Source organism: Pseudoalteromonas sp. P1-8 (genome assembly GCF_001399985.1).
Classification (GTDB): domain Bacteria; phylum Pseudomonadota; class Gammaproteobacteria; order Enterobacterales; family Alteromonadaceae; genus Pseudoalteromonas.
Genome location: NZ_LJSO01000001.1, coordinates 445824 through 471771, shown reverse-complemented (window position 1 = coordinate 471771; position 25948 = coordinate 445824). Strand labels below are relative to the sequence as shown.

At 37.6% G+C, this 25948-nt stretch carries 31 protein-coding genes; 8 read left to right on the top strand and 23 right to left on the bottom strand.

The features are described from left to right. Positions 1–495: 495 nt before the first annotated feature. The 7 genes from AN213_RS02130 to AN213_RS02100 are packed head-to-tail and all read right to left on the bottom strand — an operon-like array spanning position 496 to position 4895. Complete coding sequence (locus AN213_RS02130) at positions 496–1305, bottom strand: hypothetical protein (RefSeq protein ID WP_055197116.1); 810 nt, start codon at positions 1303–1305, stop codon at positions 496–498. After that, a complete protein-coding gene (locus AN213_RS02125) occupies positions 1305–1820 on the bottom strand; it encodes a hypothetical protein (protein WP_150114693.1) in 516 nt (171 codons plus the stop codon). The genes AN213_RS02130 and AN213_RS02125 overlap by 1 nt, the downstream gene beginning before the upstream one ends. Further along, positions 1744–2241, bottom strand: coding sequence for a hypothetical protein (locus AN213_RS02120; protein WP_055197111.1), 498 nt, complete (start codon positions 2239–2241; stop codon positions 1744–1746). Before AN213_RS02120 ends, AN213_RS02125 begins: the two co-directional genes overlap by 77 nt. After that, positions 2231–2419 carry a hypothetical protein gene (locus AN213_RS02115; protein WP_054553862.1) on the bottom strand — a complete coding sequence of 63 codons (189 nt, stop codon included), beginning with the start codon at positions 2417–2419 and terminating at the stop codon, positions 2231–2233. The genes AN213_RS02120 and AN213_RS02115 overlap by 11 nt, the downstream gene beginning before the upstream one ends. Continuing rightward, entirely contained in the window at positions 2412–4439 is a 2028-nt protein-coding gene (locus AN213_RS02110) for a hypothetical protein (protein ID WP_055197109.1), read from the bottom strand. The genes AN213_RS02115 and AN213_RS02110 overlap by 8 nt, the downstream gene beginning before the upstream one ends. Beyond that, positions 4429–4662 carry a hypothetical protein gene (locus tag AN213_RS02105; protein ID WP_055197106.1) on the bottom strand — a complete coding sequence of 78 codons (234 nt, stop codon included), beginning with the start codon at positions 4660–4662 and terminating at the stop codon, positions 4429–4431. The genes AN213_RS02110 and AN213_RS02105 overlap by 11 nt, the downstream gene beginning before the upstream one ends. Continuing rightward, positions 4659–4895, bottom strand: a complete 237-nt coding sequence (locus AN213_RS02100; RefSeq protein WP_055197103.1) for a hypothetical protein — start codon at positions 4893–4895, stop codon at positions 4659–4661. The genes AN213_RS02105 and AN213_RS02100 overlap by 4 nt, the downstream gene beginning before the upstream one ends. Positions 4896–5142: 247 nt before the next feature. Between AN213_RS02100 and AN213_RS02095 the strand changes: the two genes are divergently transcribed. Then, positions 5143–5421, top strand: a complete 279-nt coding sequence (locus AN213_RS02095) for a hypothetical protein (RefSeq protein WP_055197451.1) — start codon at positions 5143–5145, stop codon at positions 5419–5421. 304 nt (positions 5422–5725) lie between these two features. Here AN213_RS02095 and AN213_RS02090 read toward each other — a convergent pair whose 3' ends face one another. The 4 genes from AN213_RS02090 to AN213_RS02080 all read right to left on the bottom strand — a co-directional run bounded on the left by AN213_RS02090 (position 5726) and on the right by AN213_RS02080 (position 8516). Further along, positions 5726–6094 carry an EthD domain-containing protein gene (locus tag AN213_RS02090; RefSeq protein WP_055197101.1) on the bottom strand — a complete coding sequence of 123 codons (369 nt, stop codon included), beginning with the start codon at positions 6092–6094 and terminating at the stop codon, positions 5726–5728. Positions 6095–6152: 58 nt separating this feature from the next. Continuing rightward, on the bottom strand, positions 6153–6731 hold the full coding sequence (locus tag AN213_RS02085; RefSeq protein WP_236702878.1) for a hypothetical protein: 579 nt from the start codon (positions 6729–6731) through the stop codon (positions 6153–6155). Positions 6732–6736: 5 nt separating this feature from the next. Next, positions 6737–6916 carry a hypothetical protein gene (locus tag AN213_RS20315; protein WP_236702877.1) on the bottom strand — a complete coding sequence of 60 codons (180 nt, stop codon included), beginning with the start codon at positions 6914–6916 and terminating at the stop codon, positions 6737–6739. 481 nt (positions 6917–7397) lie between these two features. Next, complete coding sequence (locus AN213_RS02080; RefSeq protein WP_055197099.1) at positions 7398–8516, bottom strand: hypothetical protein; 1119 nt, start codon at positions 8514–8516, stop codon at positions 7398–7400. Positions 8517–8715: 199 nt separating this feature from the next. Between AN213_RS02080 and AN213_RS20240 the strand changes: the two genes are divergently transcribed. The 4 genes from AN213_RS20240 (at position 8716) to AN213_RS02065 (ending at position 11932) form a co-directional block, all read left to right on the top strand. Continuing rightward, on the top strand, positions 8716–8859 hold the full coding sequence (locus AN213_RS20240) for a hypothetical protein (RefSeq protein WP_173637069.1): 144 nt from the start codon (positions 8716–8718) through the stop codon (positions 8857–8859). Positions 8860–8959: 100 nt separating this feature from the next. Further along, positions 8960–9859: an NYN domain-containing protein gene (locus AN213_RS02075; RefSeq protein ID WP_055197097.1), complete on the top strand. Its 900-nt coding sequence runs from the start codon at positions 8960–8962 to the stop codon at positions 9857–9859. Between the two features lie 473 nt (positions 9860–10332). Continuing rightward, a complete protein-coding gene (locus AN213_RS02070; protein ID WP_055197095.1) occupies positions 10333–11052 on the top strand; it encodes a hypothetical protein in 720 nt (239 codons plus the stop codon). A 220-nt stretch (positions 11053–11272) separates the two neighbouring features. Then, the gene (locus AN213_RS02065) at positions 11273–11932 is read left to right on the top strand and encodes a hypothetical protein (RefSeq protein ID WP_160318712.1); all 660 of its coding nucleotides are present in this window, start codon (positions 11273–11275) and stop codon (positions 11930–11932) included. 249 nt (positions 11933–12181) lie between these two features. Here AN213_RS02065 and AN213_RS02060 read toward each other — a convergent pair whose 3' ends face one another. Together AN213_RS02060 and AN213_RS02055 are read right to left on the bottom strand one after the other, a co-directional pair. Beyond that, a complete protein-coding gene (locus AN213_RS02060) occupies positions 12182–12517 on the bottom strand; it encodes a helix-turn-helix domain-containing protein (RefSeq protein ID WP_055197091.1) in 336 nt (111 codons plus the stop codon). Between the two features lie 1010 nt (positions 12518–13527). Continuing rightward, positions 13528–14034, bottom strand: coding sequence for a hypothetical protein (locus AN213_RS02055; RefSeq protein ID WP_201779627.1), 507 nt, complete (start codon positions 14032–14034; stop codon positions 13528–13530). Between the two features lie 713 nt (positions 14035–14747). Between AN213_RS02055 and AN213_RS02050 the strand changes: the two genes are divergently transcribed. Continuing rightward, positions 14748–15047: a hypothetical protein gene (locus AN213_RS02050; RefSeq protein ID WP_055197086.1), complete on the top strand. Its 300-nt coding sequence runs from the start codon at positions 14748–14750 to the stop codon at positions 15045–15047. 27 nt (positions 15048–15074) lie between these two features. Here the strand turns inward: AN213_RS02050 and AN213_RS02045 are convergent, their stop codons facing one another. From AN213_RS02045 to AN213_RS02035, 3 genes are all read right to left on the bottom strand, one after another. Then, the gene (locus AN213_RS02045; RefSeq protein ID WP_055197084.1) at positions 15075–15596 is read right to left on the bottom strand and encodes a hypothetical protein; all 522 of its coding nucleotides are present in this window, start codon (positions 15594–15596) and stop codon (positions 15075–15077) included. Positions 15597–15754: 158 nt separating this feature from the next. Next, entirely contained in the window at positions 15755–16135 is a 381-nt protein-coding gene (locus AN213_RS02040) for a hypothetical protein (RefSeq protein WP_055197081.1), read from the bottom strand. 59 nt (positions 16136–16194) lie between these two features. Continuing rightward, complete coding sequence (locus AN213_RS02035; protein ID WP_055197080.1) at positions 16195–17772, bottom strand: ATP-binding cassette domain-containing protein; 1578 nt, start codon at positions 17770–17772, stop codon at positions 16195–16197. Between the two features lie 245 nt (positions 17773–18017). Between AN213_RS02035 and AN213_RS02030 the strand changes: the two genes are divergently transcribed. Next, positions 18018–18710, top strand: a complete 693-nt coding sequence (locus AN213_RS02030) for a metallophosphoesterase (RefSeq protein ID WP_236702876.1) — start codon at positions 18018–18020, stop codon at positions 18708–18710. A gap of 6 nt (positions 18711–18716) precedes the next feature. Here the strand turns inward: AN213_RS02030 and AN213_RS02025 are convergent, their stop codons facing one another. From AN213_RS02025 to AN213_RS02005, 5 genes are all read right to left on the bottom strand, one after another. Then, on the bottom strand, positions 18717–19088 hold the full coding sequence (locus AN213_RS02025; RefSeq protein ID WP_055197077.1) for a hypothetical protein: 372 nt from the start codon (positions 19086–19088) through the stop codon (positions 18717–18719). Positions 19089–19283: 195 nt separating this feature from the next. After that, the gene (locus tag AN213_RS02020) at positions 19284–19856 is read right to left on the bottom strand and encodes a tRNA-(ms[2]io[6]A)-hydroxylase (protein ID WP_054561468.1); all 573 of its coding nucleotides are present in this window, start codon (positions 19854–19856) and stop codon (positions 19284–19286) included. A 45-nt stretch (positions 19857–19901) separates the two neighbouring features. Next, positions 19902–20534 carry a sulfotransferase gene (locus tag AN213_RS02015; RefSeq protein WP_054561467.1) on the bottom strand — a complete coding sequence of 211 codons (633 nt, stop codon included), beginning with the start codon at positions 20532–20534 and terminating at the stop codon, positions 19902–19904. After that, positions 20531–21436 (bottom strand): ABC transporter substrate-binding protein, encoded by a 906-nt coding sequence (locus tag AN213_RS02010; protein ID WP_055197075.1) that lies wholly within the window; start codon positions 21434–21436, stop codon positions 20531–20533. Before AN213_RS02010 ends, AN213_RS02015 begins: the two co-directional genes overlap by 4 nt. Before the next feature lies 1 nt (position 21437). Beyond that, positions 21438–21812, bottom strand: a complete 375-nt coding sequence (locus AN213_RS02005) for an MAPEG family protein (RefSeq protein WP_054561465.1) — start codon at positions 21810–21812, stop codon at positions 21438–21440. Between the two features lie 119 nt (positions 21813–21931). Here AN213_RS02005 and AN213_RS02000 point away from each other — a divergent pair, with 119 nt between their 5' ends. Beyond that, entirely contained in the window at positions 21932–23284 is a 1353-nt protein-coding gene (locus AN213_RS02000) for a DUF2254 domain-containing protein (protein ID WP_054561464.1), read from the top strand. Positions 23285–23290: 6 nt separating this feature from the next. On the opposite strand, the gene AN213_RS01995 is transcribed toward AN213_RS02000, so the two are convergent. Together AN213_RS01995 and AN213_RS01990 are read right to left on the bottom strand one after the other, a co-directional pair. Then, entirely contained in the window at positions 23291–24007 is a 717-nt protein-coding gene (locus tag AN213_RS01995) for an SIMPL domain-containing protein (protein WP_054561463.1), read from the bottom strand. A gap of 135 nt (positions 24008–24142) precedes the next feature. Further along, a complete protein-coding gene (locus tag AN213_RS01990; RefSeq protein ID WP_055197446.1) occupies positions 24143–25837 on the bottom strand; it encodes an NAD-dependent malic enzyme in 1695 nt (564 codons plus the stop codon). Positions 25838–25948 lie beyond the last annotated feature (111 nt).

Genomic DNA, 25948 nt, shown 5'->3' with positions numbered 1-25948 from the left:
CTTAACCTAAAACAATACGTTTAACAGGGCGTAAAGCGCGAACGCTGCTGATAGCAGTTAAAACGCCAAGCGTAATGCCTACAGCGATAAGAGTTTGTTTATTTACCATGTGGAAAAATTCCTAATTTATTGAAACGAGGTTTAAAATTCGTTTTCAATAAATCAGGCGTTTCGCTCCACGGTCGATTTGGTTTCGCTCCCCCTATAGCGAAAAGAGCGAAATTTTCGCTCTTTTGTTAAGTATTAATATTCAAAATATTGAAGAAGCTAGATTGATATAAACACCCCAGTTATTAGAGCAACACCTGTCCCCATTAAAATTGCAACAGATACAATGACCAAAGTATCTATAATTTTGTGAGATTCAATACGGTCTGACAGGACAATAAAATAATAAACTGCCAATCCAAAACCTATAAGCGCAAGCCCTAACAATATATTCATATAAATCAATATTTTTAATTTAGTTGTATTTATAACTATAGCTAATTGAGTTTAAATTGGTAGCTCTCTTAGCTGATCAAATGTGATTTCATAAGCCTTGCCAAAGTCCTTAGCTTTGGGGTCGGTACTAATGTAATACGGTGAAATATTCCCGATACCGCCGTCAGATTTAAACAGGTAATACAGGCGTTGTTTTTTAAACGTTTGGTTCAACTGGCTTATTAACTTAACGTCTGATAACTCTGCATCTAATTCATGCGCTATCAATTTAGCGTCATGCGTTGATTCTTGAGCGCCTAACACTTTACGTGGTGAGTTGTTCCAAATGGTTTTTGGCACTTCCTGCGAACGCTGAAAGATAGTGTGAAGGACAATGCCAAATTTACGCCCACCTGTTGCCAGTTCACCAATGATGGTTTCGTCTTTACCTGCTGTTTTTGCCAGCTTTGCAAGTTCTTCAATGATAACATCTAGCTTGCGATTACCGTCTGAGGCCATCCAAATTAGTTGCCCGAACCAATGCAATTCTGCTACCCGTGCATCTTTAAGTTGTGAGCCTTTCAAACTTGGGCTGAACGTTGGCTGATAGGCCAATACAAACTTTTTGCCACTGCTCCACGCTTGGGTAAATGCGCGGGCAAAATCAGTACGTTTATTGAAGTGGTAAACCGTGCGACCACCTAACCCATTGAAGGGTGATTTTTTACGACCATCAAATTGATAATCGCCGTATAAATCAAAAATCCCTACATGGTCGCCAACAAGGTTTAACAGCTTGACGGCGGTAGTTTTACCGCCGCCAGTGCCAGCCAAATAACAAACGTGCTCTGCATCTAGAGAGTTGTTAAAATTAACTGCCATTACGCCGCCTGTTTTTGCTCTGGTTCGTCTTGTTCTTCGTTGCTGGCCTTAGCCTGTTTAATTTGCTTGTAGATTGATAAGCCAGCCATTGCAACGACACCAATTAATTCAAGTTCTTCACGGTACTTAACAACCCACGGCGGGAGCTTTGCATCTTTGGCATACTTGAGTACTACTGGTACAGTTTTTTGTGCAATAACTTGGCGCGTGTCGTTGTCGATAGTGACAGGTACACTAAACAATGACTCAGTAAAGCTTGCAGCGCTATCAACTAGAAAACCCGCTGTGAACTGCGCATCTTCGTCTGTCATTTCTTCCGCGACGGTTACAGCGTCATTGTCTGGTTCTTCATCGCCTGCGCTTTCAGGTTCATTCGATTGCACCATGAACGCATCCAACTCTGAGTAGTGGAAAGTTTCGGCTGCATCAGCGTTAGATTCAGCTTGTGCTTGCTCTAATTCCTGCGATGGCGAAAAGTCCTGTGATTGTGCCTGCGATGAAGTATTTGAACCCATTTGAAGGTTCGCCATTGCCTGAGATAGAACGGTTGGTTTCGTGTTTAGTTCTGCTTGATTCGTCATTTGTTTCGGTCTCTTTAATATCATTGTTAATACTCTGAACAGCTTGAATTACGTGCTCTGGATGCCATTCATCAGGCTTTAATTCGTGCTGCATTTTCGGTGGTTGATTTTCATTTGCTACAGTGGGCGAAACTTCGCTATCAATGGCGGATAAATTCGCGTTTGGTTCGCTAATCGCTTTTTCCCATTTCGCTTGCAGTTTTGCCCCGCTTCGCTTATCCATTCCGCAGTTCGGGCAATGCAAATATAGGTATTGTTGCCCCGTTTTTTGACGGCGAATTGCTGCGAAACCGTCACAAGCTTCACACCTGATAGCGCCTAAATCGGGGTTAGCTGATTTCCCCTTAGTCGCCATAGTCACCACCATTTAATTGAGTCTCAATGTTAGAAACGCGCAGTTCTAAGTCATACGCCCAAACCATCACATCATCAATTACCTGCTCCGCTAACTTGGCTTTTTTGCCCGCTTGTAAAGCGTTCATTGATTTTGCTTGCTCTATTTTGGCCTTGGCCTTGTCTAATTGCTTACTCATTAAAACTTATTCCGTAGTCGTCAACGCGCTCATAGCGTGAATAAAAATCACAAAGCGCTGATATTGAATCGTCGTAACATTGGCGTGTTTTTCTGAGTAATTTGTTAACGATGTTTTCCTCCTGTTTTTCCGCTTCTATCTTTTTGTCTATATCTGGGTTAGTTAACTTTGTGAAAGCGGTTTTCAACTGCCAACCACGAACCCCAATAGCCCAATCCATAAAGCCTAAAAATGCTGCTTTGTCTGCGAACTTAGCGACACCACCACGAGCGAAATTACCGTGAATTTCGTTTGATATTTCGGTGACTTTTTGGCTAATGGTTTCAAGCTTTTGTTCAAGCTTTTCAATTAGATGTAATCGTTTTTCGCTAAACGTTTGTTTGTTGATGTTCTTTTGCTTTTCTATAAAGCCTATCGTTGCTTTTAATTCGTATTGTTTTGATGCTCTACGGCGGGCTTTTTCTTCTAAGCCTTGCATGTATTCTTGTATTAGGCCGTACATGTGTTGCGCTTCATGTGTGGCGCAATTTTCCCACGCTTCAGCGCGGGCATACTTCGAAATATTGTAACGATTACCGCGAATTTCGCCTTGTGACCCTTCCGCGCCTTTGGTCATATAGCCAAGTGCTTTTAATAAATAGGTGGCTGCTGCCTTGGCGTTTCTAATACGCTCAATGGTTACAAAACCCTGTCCCCATAGGCGTTCAATTCTTGATGCCCATTCGTGAAAATATACAGGCTCAACATTCCAACGCATTAAAACGTGCGCATGATAATTTTGCTCTCCAATGCACTCTATTTCGTGTTTTTCGCCGTTCCATTCATAGATTTTTGAACCGTGTTTTTTGGCTGGCGCTTCGGCTACCCAAAGATAATCAAATACAGGTTTTTTCGTTGCTGATTGTTCACATTCGATTGCGGTTACTTCCATTCGCTCATTTGTGATTGCACGTTTTTCGCATTGCTCGATACATTCAACAATGCCCCACGGATAAAGCCTTTCGTTATCATGCATTAAATCTGATTTAACGTGACCACTGGCACCAACGCTCTCAACTTTACCCCAAGGGTATAAACGGTCATTTCGCCCGATACATTCAACTTTGCCCCATGCGTATTTTTTGCCGTTTGGCGTATCTGACACAGTACCAGTCGCAACAAAACCGCGCTTATGCATCTTTCCGATTACATCAAAAAAGCGGCTTAACTCTTGGCCTATTGTTGTCCGGTCATATTTAACGGCTGTAAATGGTCCATCCGCAAAAACAACAGGGTGAAGCAGTACACCATCATGCGAATAAATTGCGTCTAACTTTGTCCCCGCCTTGCGCTTAGCTACTTTTTGGTAATGGTCATTATCAATACGCCAGCGTGCTTTTGCATCTAACGTGACTGTTGTAAATGCATTAAACCCGCCCTTAACAGCTTGCATGTATAAACCGCTGTCTATGATTTTTCCACGGGCGCGACTGCTAACTGTTTGAGTAATCCGGTCACCTGTATTCGCGTCCGGTGCATCACTTGCGCGGGTATTTTGAGTGCAAACAATACGAAAACCATCACACCAATTGCGGCTTTGAAAGTGGGCGCGGGCTGTTTCATCAGCTTGTGTAACAGTGCTGTCAAAATGGCCTTTGTCTATTTCTGCTACCTGTTTCGGTTTAATTTCACCTGTTTCAAGACAAAGAATTTCATCGTGATTGATGCCAAGGCGCTCTGAACGCTGTTCAGGCGTTAAGTTTTTAAGGGCATGACTGTATAAACTATCAAGGCTTGAAGCCTTAGCAGCTAAAAGAGACTGTTTAGAACGTGGATTTTCGTCTCTTTTTTGCTGTGTCTGACTTTTGCGCCTTTTGACAAGCCTAGCTTTTCCGCTTCGCGCCCCTTCGGGGTTTTGACCGTATAATTCTTCTGTCCACCAACCTGTTTTATTTTCAGTTACGCCGCAACTAAAAAAAGCGCCTCTTTGGGCGCTAACTGCAGCTTGATTAATAATGTGTTCGGGGATATTAATTGTCATTGCTAACCCCCTTATAGATTTCATCTCTTATTTTTACTGATGATAATAATCCGCGTAAATTATTTGCATCGTTGTAAAAGTCTATTGCTTCTAGGTAATCGATATCTTTTTTTAAAAAATCACTCTCAGTTTGAGTAATGAAGCCACCAGATTTAGTAATGGTTTCAAGTGAATTGTAATAACCGTCGATACGTTCACTAACGATAGATTGCAAAGTTTTCATAGTACACCAGCCTTTGCAGCATAAGCCGCTGACCTAAGCGCATCGTAGCGAATACATGAACCATCTTTGTAATTTCTTTCACGCTCAGCTTGAATTTGAATTTCTTTTTCGCGGCGCATAGATGCCAGTTTGCTTTTAAATTCGAGCTTTAATTGTGATGCTTTTCCCCTGGCATAATCCCAGTGATCCAAGTCGGTTTTTAATTCGTGAATTTCTGTATGGTATTGGCTCATGTTCTCACCTTGGCGTGTGGCTTAACTTTTTATTCCTGTTCATCTTTGGCTAAGTGATGGGCGACTACCTTTAACCGGTAGCCGCCTAATACACGCCAATGTAAACACCTTCCACAGTCGGGCGACTGCTTCGGTGGAGATAATAGTCAAAATGCTTTTACTTAGTCAAAGGGCAAGAACCAGTGAAAGTACGAGAACTACCGACTATAATCAAATTAACCGACACGCCAAAACGGACACAAAACGTATGAAAATAAGAACTTCACTTGAACTGCTGGAATGGTTTAAAACCGTTGCGGATATTGAATCTGACTATATGGTTAGCAAACTTACTGGCATATCAAAACAAGTCATTAGTAACGTTAGAAACGAGAAAGGCGAATTTCAGAACCTTACTGCGTTAAAGTTACTTTTAGTCGGTGAACACCCAGAACCCCTTGAAACTATGGCACTTTTAGAGGCTTTTAAGGCGGAAAGAAAGGGTAACGATGATGCAGCGAAAATTTGGCGTAAAAGTGTTGCGTAACATGAAAATCAACTCCGATCATTTGTCGTGTCAATTTGTCAAAAATGCCCGTCCCTCGCGGGCTGTAAGTGACTGCTACACTTACGATTTATATTATGTTAAATAGCATATTTATCTTTATAAGCAGGTTCATTGGTCGTTAGATTTTAAGGTTTTTACCTTCACTAAAATGACCTTTCATTAAAAATTAACGACAATTAAAAACGCATTTAAAGCGCTACTATCCTTCACTTACATTTTTAAAACTTTAGCTCACAAGCTATGAAATTTGGGCCAACTTAACTGGCTCCACAAAACGAGATTGTTAAACTTTAAACTCACATTCTTCAACAATGAAAGCTGTTGATTTTGAGTGATCAATAAAGTTGTTTTCATCTTCAATTAACTCTGCACCAAGTTTTATTCCTTCAGGAGAGCTTAACGCTTCTAGCAATGACTCTTCTGATTCAAACCATGCTTCAGCAATACCATCATATTCTTGAAGCATACCTCTTGACTCCTTTAGACCCTCATTAAGCGGTGTATTTAATGTATAGCTCTGCACATATCTTTTTGTGTTCATTATTCCGTTGTTAACCATAAAAAATGGACCATGTTTATATTGCCAATAATCTTTAAATTCTTCTCTCGTCAGATCAGCACGACGTGTTAAACACATTACAAATTTAATCATTACTTCTTTCCTTCATATTTAATTTTCGTAGTTTCAGGCACATGCTAACGACATTAGCTCAAAACTTACCATTGTCATTTTTCCACTCACTAGCTGGGGGTATCTTTTCTACAGTATCCCAGTGCTCAACAATTACACCTTCGTCAATTCGATACAGATCATAAAATGATGTATGAGCGCCCCATCGAGTTCCTTCACAAACTGACATAACGAAATTTCCTTCAGCTAAAACCCGATGCATCTTTTCATATCTTATTGCGAGCATTCCTTCAGAACTCTGGGTTTTTAAATGTTCGCAAAGTGAATTCAAACCATCTGCTAGTTCAAAGTTATGCTCTATGTACTGCTCTGATACAAAACTTGGCAAATCATGTAGTTGACGACGGATTAAAATGGAATCAACAAACTCAGATATCAATTTTCGATTTTCTTCAGTTTTGTGTAGATCATTGATTTCTGCTGCTCCATCAACCATAGACCGCTTCGATAGATTTGGGCCTTTGCGAGGTTGAATATTATCCCAGTGCTCTACAGACTGATTTCCTTCAAATCGAAATACTTCAAAGCCAACACTAGACGTACTGAATTCATATTCCGTGTGGCCAAATACAAAATCACCATCTGAAAATATGCGCACTATATTCACACGCGGTGAGGTTTAGATAAGCGTTTGAATAGCGCAGCCAAACCTTCAGAACCTTCATGGGTCTGCGGATTGTGTTGGATATATTTTTGAGGGTTTATCACCAAAACTGATTCAGGATCGCCAGTTTCGATGCCTTTTAATAATTGTTTGATTGCAACTTTTCTTTCTGCACTCACGATAGGCTCCGTATTCATGCAAACGCCGTAGTTAAACGGCTAAAAATAGTTTGCTATTACTTGTGAAGTACACACAAAATCAAAGGTTTAATGTCTGAACTTTTTAATTTGAATTGTGATAATTAGAATTACACAATACATTTTGACTGTGCCAATTAACATACAACTTTACCTAGAACTTCCCAAGAAACATCAGAAAGCTAGCCTAACGATTATTTAAGATATGCATTGATAAATTGATTGAAATGAGACTTTTATCTAAGGAATGTCTGTTACCCTTAATAACAGTGAAAAGTAAGTCGATTTAATTTGAATCGAGTGTCTTGCCCTCCCCCTTAGCCACTTTCGTTATGGATTTAGCATCAACTAAAACGCGGTATTACGGTTTTAATAGCAAATCAGCGTCACTGTTCGCAGTGCTTATTTTTATTCAATTCAATGCCTTTCAATGTAGTTACTTTAGTAAATTCAGTATTAAAAACTAGGGAGTTAGCACACCTGATAGTTTAAATTCGTTAAACCTGCTATTTACTAGATCTTTATATTCAGGATACCGACTAAACAAATCAGCAATGTCTCTTGGGTGAATACCGTTTTTAATCAAATCTGATTGTACATAAGTAAAAATATTTACTAAAAAATAGCATTCCAAGCCTAAGTTCTGTTTAGAATCTTTGTATGGTAACCTAAGTATTGCAAGGTAAACTCTGAAATCTTCTAAAGTGAATAAATCGCCAGCTCGCCATCTTTGGAACCTCTTTTTGATTGCTTTAGTATCTGGGTCAATGACATCAATTTCTGCATATTTTGGGTATTTATTGATTAAGGCTTCATCTTTTGCTTGAGCAGTTAATATATCTCGATAAAGTTGTTCCCAAGAGATTTTTTCTTTCCCATAGTAATCTTTTGCCCAAGCTGCTTTTATCTTTTCTAGAAGTATTTCTGAAGAATGTATCAATAGACCCTGTTTTGTTATTTCATGACGAGGTAATACTTTATTTAGTATGCTATTCACATCAGTCTCACTCAGAGCTTCTAATCCGAGTTCAATTAGAGCGCAAACATACATAGTCAAGTTGGAAACGTAACTAGCACGTTCTTCGACAGAAGGTTCTGGAAACGTAATCTTAGTAAGAAGCCAATTCTGTAAGTTACTATTTATTTGAGTTACATCTTTATGATGTAATAGCTCACTTATAAGTGTTTGTTCTAATTCACAATGAGCATGGATAAAATCAAAGTAATTGTTGCGCGTTTCGCTTCTATATTGCCTGTTAGCTTTAAAACCATTAACCATAGAATCAACTAGAAACCACGCGCCAACGGTCTTGAAATCTATTTCTTTAATTGGTGTCGTAGGTATCATCTTTCCATTAAAGTCTAAAAATTCAACTAATTCATTTGTTAACTCATCATTAGCTTCTGAATTTCTGATTTTCCTAAAGATACTTTTATCGTGAGTAATAGAATGATCTTGCCTAAGTTCTCTTGCAAGTTTGACAAGTAAATCAGACTCTGAGGTGAAACAGTTCATTCCTTTTGCTAAAAGGTTTGGTAACTGATTAAAAATAAAACCAAGATTATATTGTTCGTGAATCATATTTCATTGAAATGTCCCTTTTTTCATTTTTATATTAAGACACAATTTAGTTGTGGAAACAATATAGGAGGATGATATGAAACCACAAGACTATAGTTCAAATATGAAAAAGCCAACAAAGGTATTGAAGTTGTAAAAAACAGTACTTAAAAATTCATGGTAATAAAGGTATGCGACATCAACAACAAGGAGACAAAAAATGAGTAGAACACCGAATGACGACCGTAGTGATAGCATGAATCCAAATAACGATGCTTATTGGGATAGTCTAGATAATCATGCCAACCAACTAAACCCAAACCATGACGAATATCATGGGGACGATTATGATGACGAAGAATAAATGAGTATAGATACCTTCCAGTATTTCATTACTGGAAGGTATTGAAATAAGATAATTTTTTAGATTTACTAAATCATATAAGGAATAAACAGGGTGTATTATGGAAAAAGTATTTGCAGTTCTAGTCGATGCTGAAAATTTTAAATCTAACACATTTACTAGAGTGCTTTCAGAAGTTGAAAAGCATGGTTCAGTTGCTCTAAAGTGGGTGTATGCTGATTGGACAAACGGATGTAATAAATCATGGGAAGATGTTCTAGAATTGACAGCTTCTCGACCTAAACAACAATTTCACTATACTAAAAAAGATGATGCTGACCATGCGTTAATTATGGACGCAATAGAGTTAATTAATAACAACAAACGTATTAATTCTGTATGTTTAGTTACCAGTGACGGTGGTTTTGCAAGTTTAGCCCAGCGTATTAGAGAGTACGGTATTTACAGCATGGTTATTGGTGAAGAAAAATCTCCAAAAAGATTAATCAGAGCATGTGAGAACTTTGTTGATATAAATAACATTGACCGTGATGATACAGTCGAAAATGGTAATGAACTTGATTTAGAAGCTCTACTGATTAAAGCATATCATCGTGCCGAGATGGATGGAGAAGCTTATCTAGGTAATTTTGGAACTGCAATCAAACGAATAGACCCTTCTTTTGACCATCGGAACTATAAAGTTGCTAGTCTCAAAAAGCTAATTAAAAGCTGTGACGATATCTTCCAAATCACCCAAGAGACCAATGATCGTTTTTATTTCACACTTAAAATGAAAACAGAAGGCGTAGAAGGAAAGCTTGTTAAATGCTTTAAAAGCCAAGGGTATGGTTTTGCGAATTACAATAAAACTAAGTTTTTTGTTCATAAAAGTGAATTTACCAACCCTGAAGATTGGAAGAGTGTAAACACAGGCTCAATGATTAAATTCCAGTTTGACGAGAAAAACTCAAAAAATGGAAATGAAATTCGTGCTTTAAACATCTCAATTGCAAATTAAATATCCAATCATAATAGTGCTTTTTCCACTGTAGTGTCGAATTTATGTCATTAATAGTGAAAAAAAGCACTATTGCATGAGAGGAGATGAACAGTAAAATTTAAGATCGAAGCTTCTCTAGATGTTATTTAAAATGCTTACTTGTAGTAGCTCAAATCTGATCTTGCAGTTTCGATGAATAGGTTTAGATCTCATCTGACAGACTGTAATGAGCAAACAACGTACATTAGAAAACTATTTTTCAGCACTGATTTTATGTCCATTTGCTATGTATTTCTCCTATATTCAGGAAAACGACCCATTTGCTCGTTTTATCCTTTTCATTATTTCTATAATGATTAAAATTTTACTGTAGCAACAAGTTAGTTAGTGTGATAGAACTGGTGTAATGATAAAAATGACCCGCGACTCGGTAGAAAAACGATCCAATGGGTCGATATTAAATTGTTAACTGGTTTTAGTAAACGTAGAAAATGTCAGATTGTTGGATTTGTGGTGCTCAAGCTGATAGCGGTGAGCACAAGATAAAAAAAACGGATTTACAGCGTGCAGTCTCTGGTACAGTAAATCAAAAGAGTCCAATATATCATCGTGTTAGTGGCATTAAAAAGAGACCTATTGGCAGCTTAAAAGCAGAAGCTTTGAAGTTTGAGAAAAGTATCTGTGCTACTTGTAATGGGTCTTTGACACAGCCCCATGATTACTCTTGGAATATTTTATCTTCATACCTCGCAGACAATGTGATTGAAGTTGGTAAAGAAATAGACTTAATCAATGTTTTTGAAGGAGACATTGAAGAGAATGTGCTTAACGTGCACTTGTTTTTCTGTAAAATTTTTGGGTGTGCAGTCCTAGATGCAAAACTTGAGTTAGATTTATCCAATCTTGCAAACAGCATTCGTACTCAATCTTCCTGTTCCGACTTGTATATAAAAATTCGTCGCAGCAATAACGGTAAGTCTAGTAGTTATTGTGCTTTGTCTGATCTTCAAGTATTCACGTTAGAAGGTGGAGGTATGAAATATGTCCATCTCTTCTATACAGTAGGCAATTATAGTGTAGACATCGTATATTCAACTGATATTGCCGGATTAGATCTAACGGACTACTTTAAACCAAATGGCGCTATCGCCAAGGTGGTAATAGGGTCTGTCGAATATAATCAGGAATATTCAGCACAAACAACCAGTTAACAAAGTATTTAAGAGTGATTCCTAACGCTTGGCATTGTTTATTTCATCGTTGGGTTTTGTGTTTACGGTGGTATAGTTATGTTTCGTGGTAGCGTTGCTCACACCTTAACGCGGCGTTAGCAGTTTCATCAGCACTGGGGGGCGAAACTAAATTATTATGTGTAATCAAAATAATATTATTCAGCTAATCAATGACGGTAACATTGAAGAAGCATTGAAAATGTTAAATACATTAAGCATTAAGGCTAATGAAAATAAAGACTACTTACTTTCAGATAAATTTGCTTCAGCATTATTTGATATTAAATCAATTAATGAAAAGACTGAACTTGAGTCAAAGATTAAAAACCTAGATGAACTACAAAAAAAACATTCAATGGTTCAGACTAAAATTGAAAAAAATCATGAAAGCTACGCACAAAATTTATTTATAGTTGAATCCTTTTTTAAATGGTTTTTCGAAAATACTATATCGAAAAGTCTTAGATCCCCTGCTTATTTAAGAGAAAAAGAACTGTATCCATTTCTAGGTACTTCTTTAGTCGAAGTGATGAAGTTACCTTTTGAAGAGCGTATTGAGTCTTATAGTAGAATGTTAGAGCAGTTAGAACGATTAGCTCTTTTGAGAATGGAACCAGAAACTCCAGATTACTTTACAACTGGTAAGTATATTAAACGTGGAAAGTTTCATGACTTTACTGTAAAAGTAAAAGAGTCTAATGAAGTAAGCAATACAATAAATAGACTGATAGAGCTAGATAAAAGCTTTAACAAGCTTGATAGTGAACTTATAGACATCTCTAAAGAATTAAGTGGCTATTTCTTTTTATCTGATGATAAAAAAAATATGATCAATATCGTAAATAATATCTTTACATAAAAACTGCTAACAAGACCTTCAAATGGACAAAAACAGTTTTCAGTTTTCACTTCGTTCAACATTTTAGCAAACAAATTTTGCCGCTTAAGGAGGCGTTTGAGGTCATTTTTGATGCGGGCGTTACGAATGACAGCTTCTGGCACATATGTGACTGTCAGATTTGATCTGAGTTCTATTATTCGAATCTGACAGATCGAGTTAAGACTTATTCAGCTTACTGTAAGACAAAGTCTAATCCAGTTAGCTTTTTTAAATCGTTTTACTCCACACGAAACCCGTAGAAGGCTCTTTTTCACATTTGGGTTTTGAGACACGCTTTCGTTTTATATTTCTTGTTGTAAGCAAAGAGGCTGACTTAATTGGCGGCTCCGGCATAAAGTTATCTATTTCATGTAACTTGTCTAAGGCACGCATAACAGCTAACACTTTGATCATTCCAACGCTACGTTTACCGCTCTCTAAATTCTGAATAGTTGTGACATTTACGCCAGCTTTATCTGCCAACTCCCGTTGATCTATCCCTTCATTGAGACGCGCCAGTAAGAATCGCTTACCTATCATTTCCAAGATAGCAGCATTACTCATTCTATCGAGTCGCATAATAGTGATAATTTACGCTATTGTGACTAAATATTGATAGTATAGTGTATATTTCCACTTTTATGAATTTCACCTTTTAGACCGTTTGCTCGTACTAAGCATCAAAATACAGAATTTCATTTTCTTTGCGAGACCACTCTTAAAGACTTTTCTTTTTAGATATAGAAATTCAGTTTAAGAAAATAATTTTAAGAACAACGAAAGACCATTGCGTAAGCAAGCCTTCAGGTAGAATTTGGCATGTAACAGGCTGCCAATTTTATTGAATCTCGTATGAACAATATTTCCTACACTAGCTCCTAGTTAATGTTGAATATGTTTTTATTTGCAAAAAGTAGGTTTCTGATTGAGAATCTCGTTTTGACTGGTAAGTTAACGTTCTGAAGATATGAATCAGATCTAAATTTAAACCTGATTTGATATTAAGCTGTTTGCTCCTTCGCAAAATAAATCTCAATTTATGTGTCAGGATTCGTATCATCCGAAAATGCCAACTTATTGAAATAGAACAAAACAATTAGCCTGAGATTCTCAATCTAAATGGCGACGATCAGTCGTTAGATTTTAAGGTTTTTTTAACCCCTTTTTTTGCTTAATTTGGGTTTTCACAAATTTATAGCTTTCTATGCAGTTCTCATTTTTACTTTGTAAGTTTTCACCAAACTTACTTCATTCCAATAAGACTACAACGATGACTTTTTACAAACCTAGATTTGAAATGCCTTTCTTGTACGGCTTCCCAAAAATATAAAAGCAACTTTTTCACTGCCTGTAACCGTAATGGCTTTAAGTTCATTGACTATGATTTACTGTTCGTTAAAAACAAAAGCCACTTAGATGCCCTACAAATTCAAATTGATTTGATTTAAGTAAGTTAGACGCTGAATATCATTGGTAATGACTTAATCAAAATGAGTGATCAACTTCTCTGTAAGAATTTACAATTTCTGAATATAAAAATGATTTATTAATTTTAGACTTTCAAAAATTCCCAGTTACATTAATACGTAGCCAACTACGTACCAGCCAATTGGCCAAAACGCTAACAAACTATATGTGATTAGGTTTGCATTCCTAACTTTAGTCTTAATGTCATTTTTATTGAGTCCGGTATCTGCAAGCATTTTCTTTGAAACTAAAAATTCAGACCACCATGACACAAAATAAAATGGAATAAGTAGGAATAAGCCCGCAAATAAAATCATCCAATGTAAGTCAGATTCATAAGGGATTAACCAAGGTGCTTGCCACGTTACTGCTAACATTTTGCCGACAAATGTATCTATGCCATACGCTGCGCCACCACCCGTCAGCATTTGTATTAAAACAAGAATAACCCAAGTTAAAGGAACCCCAACAATTGTAGATACTAAGTTTGAAACAAATGCTGTTTTTACCGATAGTCCTTTGGTTAAATCTAAACTCTTTTGAAGGTATATTGCTTCAATAGCAATTATTGGTAACAAAGAGATCGAATACACAGGCACTGCAAGCATAATCATAGGTAGTCCTGCGTTTGCTGAGGCACCAAAAGAGATAATAACGAGGAGCAATAAAAAGAGAAAAATTATGAATTTATTCAAAACTATCCTTTGTTCTGTTCTTCCTTATACTTAACTGTCAATTTAACTTAATGTTATTTCTAAATCAAAGTCTACTCAAACTATCTGTTTATCCACTTAATTTAAGCTAGGCATTAGGTTTCTCATACTAACTTTGAACATGTCTCTGATAGCAATATTTATCCTGTAGTTTAGTTATTTCTTCACCGTGTTTTCAATTACGCGCTTTATCGGAGTAATGTCAGTTTTCACTTTGGAAACGGTGGCGATCGTACAACTAATTTACATAACAATGAAAAGTAAGTCTATTTAGTTTACCTCGACGGTCATGCCCTACCCCTTGCTAACAGAGCAAATAAGCCGATCGAAAAACTGGTCAAAATTATGTACCGAGGGTATATGCCTCTTACTGGCCCGTGGTCGGAATGTAGAATTTCTAGGGAGGATAATCTATTACTTACACCTTGGGGAAAGGTTAAACCATCAGATGTGCAACTTGTCCACCGTTATAAATGGTCTGCTAAAAAATCAGAGTAGATGTATCAAAGCTTAAAAAAGCAGACATCAAGTCATGATAAATATTTATTTGACCTTCAAGATAAATTGCTAGATATTATTGGTGAATTATCACAAAAAACAGGAAGTTAGTTAAAATGCCAATATTAAGTATTCAATTATTAGGTAAAAATGGTTCTACTTGTATAGATAGACCATATGTCATCGATAGTGATTACGTTCCACGTGTAGGTGAGATTATTGATATTGAACTTGATGGTAATCGATCAAGTAATTCTTTTTATATGATTCAAAGTGTAGTTCATAAAATAAAACCAAATGGCCTAGAAGTTCATATTAGAGCAAGAAACTCATACCACTCTTTGAGGTATGAATTGCTTAAAGAAACTGGATGGACAAGTGACGAACAAGAAATTTATGAAGAAAATTATTATTAAATTTTAAAAGGGGCTACTAGCCCTTTTTTAAAATAAGATTTCAAATAAACCCTGTATGTAGCCAGCTAAAACTAGAATCGTACCGATAGCTCCAAAAATTATTGTTGTATATATTTGTATTTTCCAATATTTAATTGTAGCTAGTTTCCTTATTTCATTCATTTTGGCAATTTCATCTAAACTTCTTTTTCTATCCTTCACAACTTTATCTGATTCTATAAGAAAATTCGTACTTGAAAATATTTTAAATACTTCAAATGTGACGAAAGCGGTTAAAGAGATAATCGCTGAAATCCCTGACGAAACAACTATCCAGTCTTCACTTTTCCCTATCAGGACATGCCATAAATTAAAAAAAGCTACATACCCTGCAATAATAATTACATTTGCATATGTCGAAGCTTGACTGTAATTTTGTGCTATTGCATCTCTAGTTGCAGACCTTTGAAGGTCATTTTCAATATGAGTAATCCTATCTTCATGATCTTTATGTATTTTGTCAGACTTTTTGAAGTTCTTGTTTAAAATATCTACTTGTTCTTTTCTCATATTTCTAAAAGCTTTTATTTTAAAGACATATTGACAACAATATTAGATTATAACTAGCTAATAAAAAAGGGCTTTTCGCCCTCTCCTTTTAATATGTAATATAAATTATAAGCAAAGCCTTAGTAGTACAACCATAAGAAACTAGTGCTAAAACTCTTTCACCTTCCCCTATTAATTGCCCTAGTTACCCCTAACCCAATTTCATGCAGCACAACAAAACCAGCACCATATAAGGTAGCCCACACTGGGATGATGATAAAATCGAGGGTTGAGGTAGATGATGAAGCGGCGACTTCTTGATAATTTGTAAGCCAAGGATAAAAGCCAAAGCCGTAAAGAATAACGATTGGGGCAGCAAACAGCATTAATCGTAGTTTTCTCTGTTTAAAAAACGGCATAAATGAACTGCCTAGAATCAGTAATAACGGCACGAACACGTATATCAACGAGGTAAAATCATTCAGCGTCATGCCTAAACCTATCGTTAGAATCAGCATGAATAAAGCAGTGAAAATGCGGTAGGCGGCTGTAAAATTCATAGTCATTCCTTGTAATGTACCTACAACCACCCTAGCACGCTTATTTATAAATGACTATTTTATAGACCAATTTGCCTATTACAGCCGATACTTTCTACAAAATATTTATCATGGCTTACGAGTATAAACCCACCTTTAAAGCCCTGTAATGACTGAGCCAAGAGCTGTTTTGATTCTAGGTCGAGATGATTATCGGGCTCATCGAGTAACAAAAATGCGGTGCTTTCAATATTACTGACGATACACATGGCGAGCTTCATTTTTTCGCCACCACTTAAAACTGCGGCGTGTTTAAAAACAGCGTCTTTTTTAAAACCAATACTGGCAAGTAGAGTTCGTGCGGTGCTCTCATTAAGGTTATTACAGTAAGTCATCACGTTTTCAAGCAGGGTTAGCTTGTTGTTTATTAATGTAAAATGTTGGTCTAAATAATAGAGTGCTTGATTGCAATGTAACTGCCCTGCTTTTAGTGGTATGTCGTATGTCAGAGTTTTAAGTAAGGTTGATTTACCAGTGCCATTAGCACCCGCTACATGAATTTTATCATCACTGAAAACCTGTAAATTTAGCGGCTTTTGTGTTCCGTGTGCTAATACAACGTTCTCCAGGCTAAGTACTTTTTGGTGCTTAGCATCACCTGATTGCGCTAAGTAAAATTGCTGCGCTTTAGTTTGTTCAAGCTGGCTAGAAAGCTCTTGTTTATTACGAGTGAGTTCACCTTCTCGCTTAGCGGTATTTTTACTTTGTGATGATAAATTGGCGCTGGCTTTATCTTTTTTAGCATCAATCAGCACTTTAGGTTGGCTGCCTGATTTTCTGAGGGCTGCGCCCTGACCTGCTCGTTTTTGTGCTTTTTGCTTTTGTAGTTGCTCTGCTGCCTTGAGCTTACTTTGCTGCTTAACAACGTGGTTTAATTTATTTTCAAGGGCAGCAACTTGCTGCTGTTTTTGTGTTTGGTACTCAGAAAAACATGTACCATATTGTGTTAAACCAAGGGTTGTTAGCTCCCAAACTTCATAGGCATGTTCTAATAATTCTTGGTCGTGACTTATTAGTAATAATTGGCCTTTAAAGTTGTGTATTTGCTTTATAAGCCAGCTTTTACCTTTTGTATCTAGGTGGTTTGATGGCTCATCCAGTATTAAAATGTCGGGCTTTATGCAGGTAAATAGTGCCCAAAGCTTTAATTGGCTAAGCTGGCCACCACTTAAATGTTTGCTTAAGGAGTTAGGGGTTTTGTTGTTTATGCCAAGCCTTACAAGTTCTGCATTAAAGCGCTCTTCTAAATCCCAATTGCCTTCAAGTAAAGATAAATTTTGCTCTGTAACTTGCCCTTGGTTTATCGCATGAAGGGCTTTAAACACAGGCTCTAGCCCAATAGCCTCTACAATTGTTAGGTTATCAACCAGATTCACATCGTTCATTTGCTCATAAAAGCCAAGGGCTGAATTACAAATAACCGTACCAGAGCTAGGCTCTTTTTGCTTAGCAAGTATTGACGCTAATATAGATTTACCACAGCCATTTATGCCGATTAGCGCGGTGACCTTAGCAGTGAGTGAAAATGAAAGGTCGTTAAATACAACATCGCCATTGCGATGTTGGTAACATAAATTAAAAGCTTGAAGTTGTGGCATTGTGCCTCCTGTATTACAGGGGCATAAGCGCTTGATCACACGAGAAGTAACATAATTAAGGTGATAGTGAGCAACGCCTACTAACCCTGTTGGTCCAAAAAGATAAAAATGAAATTGGATAACAGGTTTAGTTGTTCATGTTGGCGGTAACTCCTAAAAAGTGAGGCTAGATAATAACCACCCAGTGCTCAAATGGCAATGAGTTATGATAGTCTTAAGCTACATACTGCTTAAAGGAATGTATTTTGAATTTAGTTAAAAGCCCTCTTGCCTCGCAAAACCCAATTCAAGTTAAGATGCAAATTAATGAAAGTAAACGTGTATTTGTTATTGGCGATTTAGATGCAGATTTAACTAAATTTGAACAGGCGCTCTGCTCTGTTAATTTTAACCCAAGCGAAGATATCTTGTTTTCATTGGGCGATGTGATTGACCGAGGTGATAACAGCATTGCTTTATTAAGACGTTTTAAAGAGTTGGGTGTAAACATGTGTTTAGGTAACCACGAACACATGCTACTGGAATCATTACTTGCAAAGGATAAAGGTTACTACCGTTTATGGGTTGAGAACGGCGGCCGTTGGCACCTAGAAGCAAGCGATGAAGAGCTCGCATTTGCCTGTAAGCAGCTACTTAAATGCCCGCTTTCTTACTATGTTGAATACGGTGCATTAAAAATTGGTTTATCACATACCATCTGTGCTGATTGGGATTGGCAAAACCCTACAACCGACAAACAACAAGCGATTGGCTCATTGCTTTGGGATAGAAGCTTAACCAAAGCGAAAAAGCCGGTAATAAATCCAAGTATCGACTTTTCTGTGCATGGCCATAACACCACCCAAAAGCCCTATTGGCTTGGTAATAGTTACCATCTTGATACCAATTATCTAAGCGGTAAGCCCACCATTGTTGAGCTTAGCACGCTGATCAAGTAGTTTTCATCAATGTAAACTTGCCAGCCGTTCGACCGTTTTCTCTTCAAGGTATTTTTTGTAGGTTAACCTTGCATGCCACAGTTGCTCATCGGTTTCTTGAATGTAGATGATAGGGCCGGCAATTTTGCTCGCTAAACTCGTAAGTTTACTGTATTCACGCGTATCAATTTTGCCATCGCTGAAGTAGCTTTGCGCGGTATTTAAAAACTGATCGTCTTTATAAATATCGCTATGCCAAATAAGCGAGCGATACATACTAGCGGTTATTTCGGTTGGCTTATCGTTGGAACGAAAGATTTTAACTTCGGTGTAAATTGAATTACCGGTAATTACAATCCCTATTAACGACAGCGTCGTAAGAGTCATCATCCATTTCATGCTCTATTCCTCACAGTTAGGTACTAATTTAACTATAGGAGAGAAAGATGAATGTATGCTGTTTATTTAATCAATTAGGATTGCCAAAACTATTTTCTGGAGACTTAATTATTGTTTTTAGTCCCTAATTTACTGCTTTGGGATAAAACATTAATTTGTGTATTAGGCTAAAAGGCCTAATACACAAGCATCACACTAGTGAAGCGCTGCTGTAAACGGAATATTTTTACAGATTTCGGCTTCTGCGATGAGGATCTCTTCAAGGCGTGTATCAACATCTTGCTTATCGAAATACTCGTAGGCAAGTTCAACGAATAAGTTTTTATGTTTTTCTTCTGATTTAGCAATCGCGACATAAAACTCTTTTTCTTTGCCTGCTGGTAAGGCTTCTGCTACAAGCGAAAAGCGCTCGTGTCCGCGTGCTTCAATAACGCCTGCTACTAATAAACGGTCCATTAAAAATTCATCACGACCATTTCTAAATACCGCACGAATTTGTTTGATGTAAGGATCTTTTTGGTCATTGCCAAGAGATACATCACGTTCCATTAATAGCTTTAAAACTTGCTTAAAGTGAATCATTTCTTCCAGTGCTAAGTCTGTCATGGCTCTAACAAGCTTACGACGGTCAGGATAATGAGAAAGCATAGACATAGCCATACCAGAGGCTTTTTTCTCTGCTGCAGCATGATCTTGTAAAAAGGTATCGAAGTCAGCTAAGACACCTTCTGTCCATTCAAATGGCGTGTGGTATTTCAATTCAAACATGATAAGGAACAACTAAACTTATAATGGCGGCGATTTTAACGTATTTTACGTGTGATTATAACCAAGAGATTTATCAATTTTACCACTTCGGGTCGATGATACTTTATCGGGGTGTTTTATATCATTCCACGCTGTGACCTTACCGCCTATATTAAGCTGTTTAAAGTTAATTGGCTGCTGAGTGTTTAAAAACTGCTGAAGTAATTGCGAGCTGTTTGGATCAGCTACATCGAGTGTTAATAACTGCTGTTCACGCCCTTTGAAATAGTTTGCCACTTGTTGTTGGTGGCGGTTATAACACGCTGTTAAGTATTCATCAGATTCTAATTCTGCCAAGCTGTAATGGCCAAATACATCGAGGTAGCAGCGCTTTAAATGGATATTAAAGCCACCGTCTGGGCGCATTAAATTAGTGTGCATACGTGCTAATAACTGCCTAATCGAAGGCAGCCATTTAGTTAAATTGCGCTCAAGGTTGATAAAACGGCTATTTGCAAAATGTTTATCAAGTAAGGCGTATTCGCTAAATACCGGAGTATCGGCAATAACGTCTGCGGTTGTAATTGCTTGCTGGGTATAGGCTGTGTGGGCGGTTTTATATCCGAGTTGTAAAAAGCTGTTACAGATACTGGTTGTGCCGGTTCGTGGTAAACCGATTATAAATATTTTAGAGCTCATGGCACCTGATCAAGTGATAACCACAGAGACTTATCATCTACAGGAGTTAACTTAGGTAATTGGTTATTCTTTAATTCTATAATAATTTTGTCATGAAGATGGGCATTTTTAATGAAATCACCATTATATTTAAAAAATAGCTCGTCAAACTCACCACTTTTACGCATAACTTTTAAACCCTCATTCACTGCTTTTGCAATTTCAGGATTATCTTTATTAAAAAAGAAATAAATTGGGCTTTGATATTTCAGCATTAGTTGCGGTAATACAACTAGGTCAATTTTTTTCTCATAAAAATTTTTTTCACTCTCTATTTCAAGCAAAGAACGTGGAAATAACTGCCCTCTACCTTTATCAAGCATAACAAACAGTGACTCAAAATCTTGTGCGGTAGCGACGGTCAAATCGTTATCCCTTAAAATAAAGGTATCTGGCCAGTCCTCACCTTGTATAAAAATAATATTCTTTAAATCTTCTAAGGTTTTTACTTGGCTAAGATAAGGTAATTGTTTCTGTGTTGTGAACATTAACCGCCAACCAAAAAGCCCTTTGAAAATGGGGGTTCTAAGTGGTAACAACCTATTTTCACGATCAATATTAGTCATACTCCAGTTTACGTTTATGCCTGACCCTGTCTCTATTTCTTTAAGAACTCGGTTTTGACCTAACAGCTCAGATGCAGGATCGAGAGTAAATTTATAACCACTTCTTTCAAGAGCGGTACGGAGGAGTATGAGCGGATAAAGTGTTTCTTCATTAAGGTTTGGCATCGTCTTAGGGTAAATCACCCTAAGAGTTTCAGGAGGAGCGTTAATGTTTTTTTTAGCATTGATTGTTTTCACATTAGCCATACTGATACTTGATAAAAGCAGAAGAGATAGTGTGAAAACAACTTTTTGCATATTAGAACACCTGTGTAACTAATAACATCACTGCACTGATCAACATAGTTAAGAAAGTTAGCATCATCCCTAATACACGTAATTTCATCAGATTATCAGCGAGTGCATAACTATGACAAAAACGGCCAGCCAAGAGCATTGCCCCTAAAATATAGCAATAATGGCTTGGAAGACCTTGGTACTCTAATAAAAATAGCATAATCAAGGAAAATGGCACATATTCAATAAAATTAGCATGAGCGCGTATTGCCGCTTGTAAGCTAGCATCGCCACCATCGCCAAGTGAAATGCGTTTTGCTTTACGCAGTTTAATTACACGAAAGCTAAGTTGAATGTATAAAATGGCCAAAATGGCAGCAAACGTTGAAACAATCACAGTTTTTCCAATTTTTATTTAAAGTTAGACGCTTAGCACTGTTTATTGCTAGGCTGTTAAGTAAGTAGTTAGGTTAGCTCAGTATGATATTTAATGTCTAACAGTTCTTAAGGAAGTGCATGTTTACGCCAAGAAAAATCGCCGATAACTACCGCGAGATGATCAGTAGTATCGGTTTTTACCCTTCAATGCTCTCTGTGGTGTTTTTAGTATTTGGATTAGTTACCACAGCAGTCGAGTATTCGTCTTTATCAATGGAATTTAAAAAGCTGATTGGCGTGTTACTGGTCGATAGCGAAGAGAACGCCCGAACCATCCTCAGCACACTTGCAGGCAGTATTATCTCATTAACCGTTTTTAGCTTTTCTATGGTTATGGTGGTGCTTAATAGTGCCAGTGCCAGCCTTTCACCCCGTGTGTTACCTGGGCTTATTACCCGTAAGTCACACCAATTAGTGCTAGGGTTTTATCTTGGCAGTATTATCTACACCATTTTAATGCTGATAAACATACGTACCATTGGTGATGGCGACATGGGGATCCCATCGCTCGGTATCTTCTTTTCTTTGGTGTTTGGTTTAATTTCGCTGGGCTTTTTTGTGTTTTTTATTCACTCAATTTCAAAAGCCATTCAGGTCGATAATGTACTAAACGACTTGTTTAAAAATACCAAAAGCGAGCTTAAATGCATAATTGACATGCAACAAGAAAACCCTGTTGAACATTTTCCTGAGTTTGATGACTGGCATAGTGTTAAGAGTAAAACAGAAGGCTACTTTAAGGGCGCTCATACCGACAAATTGTGCGCCTTGTGCCAACAGCACGGTATAAAAATTTATATTTCGGTTAAGCAAGGTTTCTTTACGGTTAAAGGTTATCCGTTTTTAAAGTGTGATACTGACTTATCTGACAAACCTGAGCTAGTAGAGCAATTACTAGACTGCTTTATCTTTTATATCGAAGAATATATTAGCGATCATTACCGCTACGGTATGACGCAAATTTCAGAAATCGCTGTAAAAGCTATGAGCCCGGGTATTAACGATCCCGGTACTGCGGTAAAAGCCATTGATATGTTGAGTATATTGCTCATATTGCGTTTAGACATTTACGATGTGAACTACTCGCTTAAACGATGCGAGAACAATCAACCGCACTTATTTATACACGAAACGTCATTCGATGAATTACTGCATGATAACTTTACGCCAATTCGTAACTACGCAAAAAATGATGCCTATGTAATGGTGAATGTATTAGAGGCGTTTAAAAACATATTGTTTAGGGCATCTGATAACGAAAAAGCAACTGATAGTCTATTTGTTTACTTAGGGGCGATTATTGAAGATGTAGATACGCATATTAGTAATGAGTACGACCGTGAACAAATTACTAATATGCTAAAAGCGATTGCCCGTATTTCAGAGCAACAGGGTGAAAAATTGCTGGCAAGGTTTGCCAGCAAAAAATAACTGAATTTAGTTTTCGATTAGATATACCGCATAGCTGCTTGCGGTAATCGTAAGCTCACCACCATTGTATGCATCAGGTACATAGTTATCTGGTGCTGCTTCTGCCATAACCATTTTACTGGCACGCATATAAGGTTGGCTACCTGTATCGAGTGGGCTACTTGATGCAGTATAAAGGCCTTTAAGTTCAACCCCATAATCACTGGCAAATTCTTTAGCAGCAGCACGGGCATCTTTAATAGCAAGTTTTTGCGCTTTCTTTTGAAGCTCTTCGTACTTGCTTGATACAAACTGAGTTTGATTAATCTCATTAATACCCGAGTTCACTAGTTGCTGAAGCATAATCGGGTATTTTTTAATATCAGTTAAAGTAACAGACAAGCTACGCGTTACTCTGTAGCCTACAAAGTTTTGCTTACCTGTTTCGCGGTTATATTCTGTTTGACGATGAATTGAGATATTAGAGGCATAAATGCCCTTTTCTTCTACACCTTGGCTTTTAGCAAGCTTAATTGCTTTCGCCATGGTTGCATCGGCTTTGTTTTTAGCGGCAATTAAATCTTTATCTACTTCAACAATACCTACTGTCAGTTTAACGTTATCTGGGATTGCTTTAACCGTTGCGTTACCTTGAATATAAATATGTGGCGCATCAGGTGTTGCTTCTGCTAACGCATTAAAACTTAGCGCGGCGGCCATAGCGGTAAAAACTAACTTACGCATAATACTGTTCCTTAATTTAAAACTCCGTTCATTATCACCTTAAAGGGTTAATTCAATATGAACAACCCCTGTTATCCAGATATAAAAAAACAGGCGTTAAAAGCCTGTTTTTTCAATTACTAAATGCGTTATAGCTTAGATACTACGACGCTTGTAGTTACGGTACTCTGGAAGCCAGTAGTTTTTCTCGATTGCTGCCCATAGTGCTTCATCGCTCAGCTCAAGTGCAACACCTTCTTCCATCGCTTTTTTCGCTACTGCAAATGCAATACGTTTACTTAACGATTGGATTTCAGTTAATGTTGGTAATAAGCTGCCTTTACCAGAGTTTGCACGTGGTGAAGACTCAGCCAGTGTTTCACTTGATACAATTAGCATTGCATCTGTGATACGTGTTGCTTTAGCAGCAATAACACCTAAACCAATACCCGGGAAAATGTAGCTGTTGTTACATTGTGGGATTGGGAACGTTTGGCCGTTATACTCAACCGGATCAAATGGGCTACCAGAGGCAACAATCGCTTGGCCGTCTGTCCATTCGATTACATCAGAAGGAAGCGCTTCAACTTGCTTAGACGGATTACTTAACGGGAAAATAATCGGTTGTGGGCAAGATGCGTGCATTGCACGAATAACTTGTTCTGTGAATAAACCAGGTTGGCCAGATACACCAATTAGGATGTCTGGTTGTGCACAGTGCATTACATCTAATAACGATGCGTACTCACCACTGTAAGTCCACTCGCTTAAGCCTTCTTTAGATTGGCAAAGTGCTTGTTGGAAGTCACGTAAGCCTTCCATACCTTCAGTAAGTAGACCAAAACGGTCAACCATGAAGATTTGAGAACGCGCTTGTTCATCGCTAATGCCTTCAGCAACCATGGTACTGATAATTTGCTCAGCAATACCACAGCCAGCAGAGCCTGCACCTACAAATACCACTTTTTGCTCAGAAAGCTTCGCACCTTTAACACGACATGCAGCAAGTAAAGAACCTACAGTTACCGCAGCAGTACCTTGAATGTCATCGTTAAAGCTACAGATTTCATCGCGGTAGCGTTTTAGTAATGGCATTGCATTTGGTTGTGCAAAGTCTTCGAACTGAAGTAACACACTTGGCCAACGACGTTTAACGGCTTTAATGAATAGATCTAAGAATTCGTCATACTCTTCTTGAGAAATACGTTTATGACGCGCACCCATGTACATAGGGTCGTTAAGTAGTTTTTCGTTGTTTGTACCAACATCAATCATTACTGGTAACGTATATGCTGGGCTAATACCACCACATGCTGTGTAAAGTGATAATTTACCAATTGGAATACCCATACCACCAATACCTTGGTCACCTAGACCAAGAATACGCTCACCGTCAGTCACAACGATAACTTTTACTTTGCCTTTAGTAGCGTTACGTAAAATATCATCAATTTGGAAACGATCTTCATAAGAGATAAATAGACCACGGGCACTGCGGTAGATGTCTGAGAATTTTTCACAGGCATCACCTACCGTTGGTGTGTAGATAATTGGCATCATTTCTTCAAGATGATCACGCACTAAACGGTAGTAAAGTGTTTCGTTGTTATCTTGAATAGCACGTAGGTAAATGTGCTTGTTTAAATTATCGCTAAAGCTTGAATACTGTTGGTAACAACGCTCAACTTGTTCTTCGATCGTTTCATAACGCGGTGGCAGTAAACCGGCTAAGTTGAAATTTTCCCTTTCTTTTTGTGAAAAAGCACTGCCTTTATTTAATAGTGGCGTTTCGATCAGACCTGGGCCTGAATAAGGAATATAAAGATAATTTGGATCGGTATTTGTAGTCATATTTCCAAGCTTTGATGCGTCATAATTATGACCTGACATTATTACTCTTGAAGGCGAAATTGCAATGACAATTCACCTTGTCAGACCATTGAAGAAAATGAATTTTATGCT

What these genes read in the sequence shown, in the direction of transcription:
- AN213_RS02130 (WP_055197116.1), bottom strand. Translation starts at nt 1,305, where the DNA reads ATGGCAGTTAATTTTAACAACTCTCTAGATGCAGAGCACGTTTGTTAT.
- AN213_RS02125 (WP_150114693.1), bottom strand. Translation starts at nt 1,820, where the DNA reads ATGGGTTCAAATACTTCATCGCAGGCACAATCACAGGACTTTTCGCCA.
- AN213_RS02120 (WP_055197111.1), bottom strand. Translation starts at nt 2,241, where the DNA reads ATGGCGACTAAGGGGAAATCAGCTAACCCCGATTTAGGCGCTATCAGG.
- AN213_RS02115 (WP_054553862.1), bottom strand. Translation starts at nt 2,419, where the DNA reads ATGAGTAAGCAATTAGACAAGGCCAAGGCCAAAATAGAGCAAGCAAAA.
- AN213_RS02110 (WP_055197109.1), bottom strand. Translation starts at nt 4,439, where the DNA reads ATGACAATTAATATCCCCGAACACATTATTAATCAAGCTGCAGTTAGC.
- AN213_RS02105 (WP_055197106.1), bottom strand. Translation starts at nt 4,662, where the DNA reads ATGAAAACTTTGCAATCTATCGTTAGTGAACGTATCGACGGTTATTAC.
- AN213_RS02100 (WP_055197103.1), bottom strand. Translation starts at nt 4,895, where the DNA reads ATGAGCCAATACCATACAGAAATTCACGAATTAAAAACCGACTTGGAT.
- AN213_RS02095 (WP_055197451.1), top strand. Translation starts at nt 5,143, where the DNA reads ATGAAAATAAGAACTTCACTTGAACTGCTGGAATGGTTTAAAACCGTT.
- AN213_RS02090 (WP_055197101.1), bottom strand. Translation starts at nt 6,094, where the DNA reads ATGATTAAATTTGTAATGTGTTTAACACGTCGTGCTGATCTGACGAGA.
- AN213_RS02080 (WP_055197099.1), bottom strand. Translation starts at nt 8,516, where the DNA reads ATGATTCACGAACAATATAATCTTGGTTTTATTTTTAATCAGTTACCA.
- AN213_RS20240 (WP_173637069.1), top strand. Translation starts at nt 8,716, where the DNA reads ATGAGTAGAACACCGAATGACGACCGTAGTGATAGCATGAATCCAAAT.
- AN213_RS02075 (WP_055197097.1), top strand. Translation starts at nt 8,960, where the DNA reads ATGGAAAAAGTATTTGCAGTTCTAGTCGATGCTGAAAATTTTAAATCT.
- AN213_RS02070 (WP_055197095.1), top strand. Translation starts at nt 10,333, where the DNA reads ATGTCAGATTGTTGGATTTGTGGTGCTCAAGCTGATAGCGGTGAGCAC.
- AN213_RS02065 (WP_160318712.1), top strand. Translation starts at nt 11,273, where the DNA reads ATGTTAAATACATTAAGCATTAAGGCTAATGAAAATAAAGACTACTTA.
- AN213_RS02060 (WP_055197091.1), bottom strand. Translation starts at nt 12,517, where the DNA reads ATGAGTAATGCTGCTATCTTGGAAATGATAGGTAAGCGATTCTTACTG.
- AN213_RS02055 (WP_201779627.1), bottom strand. Translation starts at nt 14,034, where the DNA reads ATGATTATGCTTGCAGTGCCTGTGTATTCGATCTCTTTGTTACCAATA.
- AN213_RS02050 (WP_055197086.1), top strand. Translation starts at nt 14,748, where the DNA reads ATGCCAATATTAAGTATTCAATTATTAGGTAAAAATGGTTCTACTTGT.
- AN213_RS02045 (WP_055197084.1), bottom strand. Translation starts at nt 15,596, where the DNA reads ATGAGAAAAGAACAAGTAGATATTTTAAACAAGAACTTCAAAAAGTCT.
- AN213_RS02040 (WP_055197081.1), bottom strand. Translation starts at nt 16,135, where the DNA reads ATGAATTTTACAGCCGCCTACCGCATTTTCACTGCTTTATTCATGCTG.
- AN213_RS02035 (WP_055197080.1), bottom strand. Translation starts at nt 17,772, where the DNA reads ATGCCACAACTTCAAGCTTTTAATTTATGTTACCAACATCGCAATGGC.
- AN213_RS02025 (WP_055197077.1), bottom strand. Translation starts at nt 19,088, where the DNA reads ATGAAATGGATGATGACTCTTACGACGCTGTCGTTAATAGGGATTGTA.
- AN213_RS02020 (WP_054561468.1), bottom strand. Translation starts at nt 19,856, where the DNA reads ATGTTTGAATTGAAATACCACACGCCATTTGAATGGACAGAAGGTGTC.
- AN213_RS02015 (WP_054561467.1), bottom strand. Translation starts at nt 20,534, where the DNA reads ATGAGCTCTAAAATATTTATAATCGGTTTACCACGAACCGGCACAACC.
- AN213_RS02010 (WP_055197075.1), bottom strand. Translation starts at nt 21,436, where the DNA reads ATGCAAAAAGTTGTTTTCACACTATCTCTTCTGCTTTTATCAAGTATC.
- AN213_RS02000 (WP_054561464.1), top strand. Translation starts at nt 21,932, where the DNA reads ATGTTTACGCCAAGAAAAATCGCCGATAACTACCGCGAGATGATCAGT.
- AN213_RS01995 (WP_054561463.1), bottom strand. Translation starts at nt 24,007, where the DNA reads ATGCGTAAGTTAGTTTTTACCGCTATGGCCGCCGCGCTAAGTTTTAAT.
- AN213_RS01990 (WP_055197446.1), bottom strand. Translation starts at nt 25,837, where the DNA reads ATGACTACAAATACCGATCCAAATTATCTTTATATTCCTTATTCAGGC.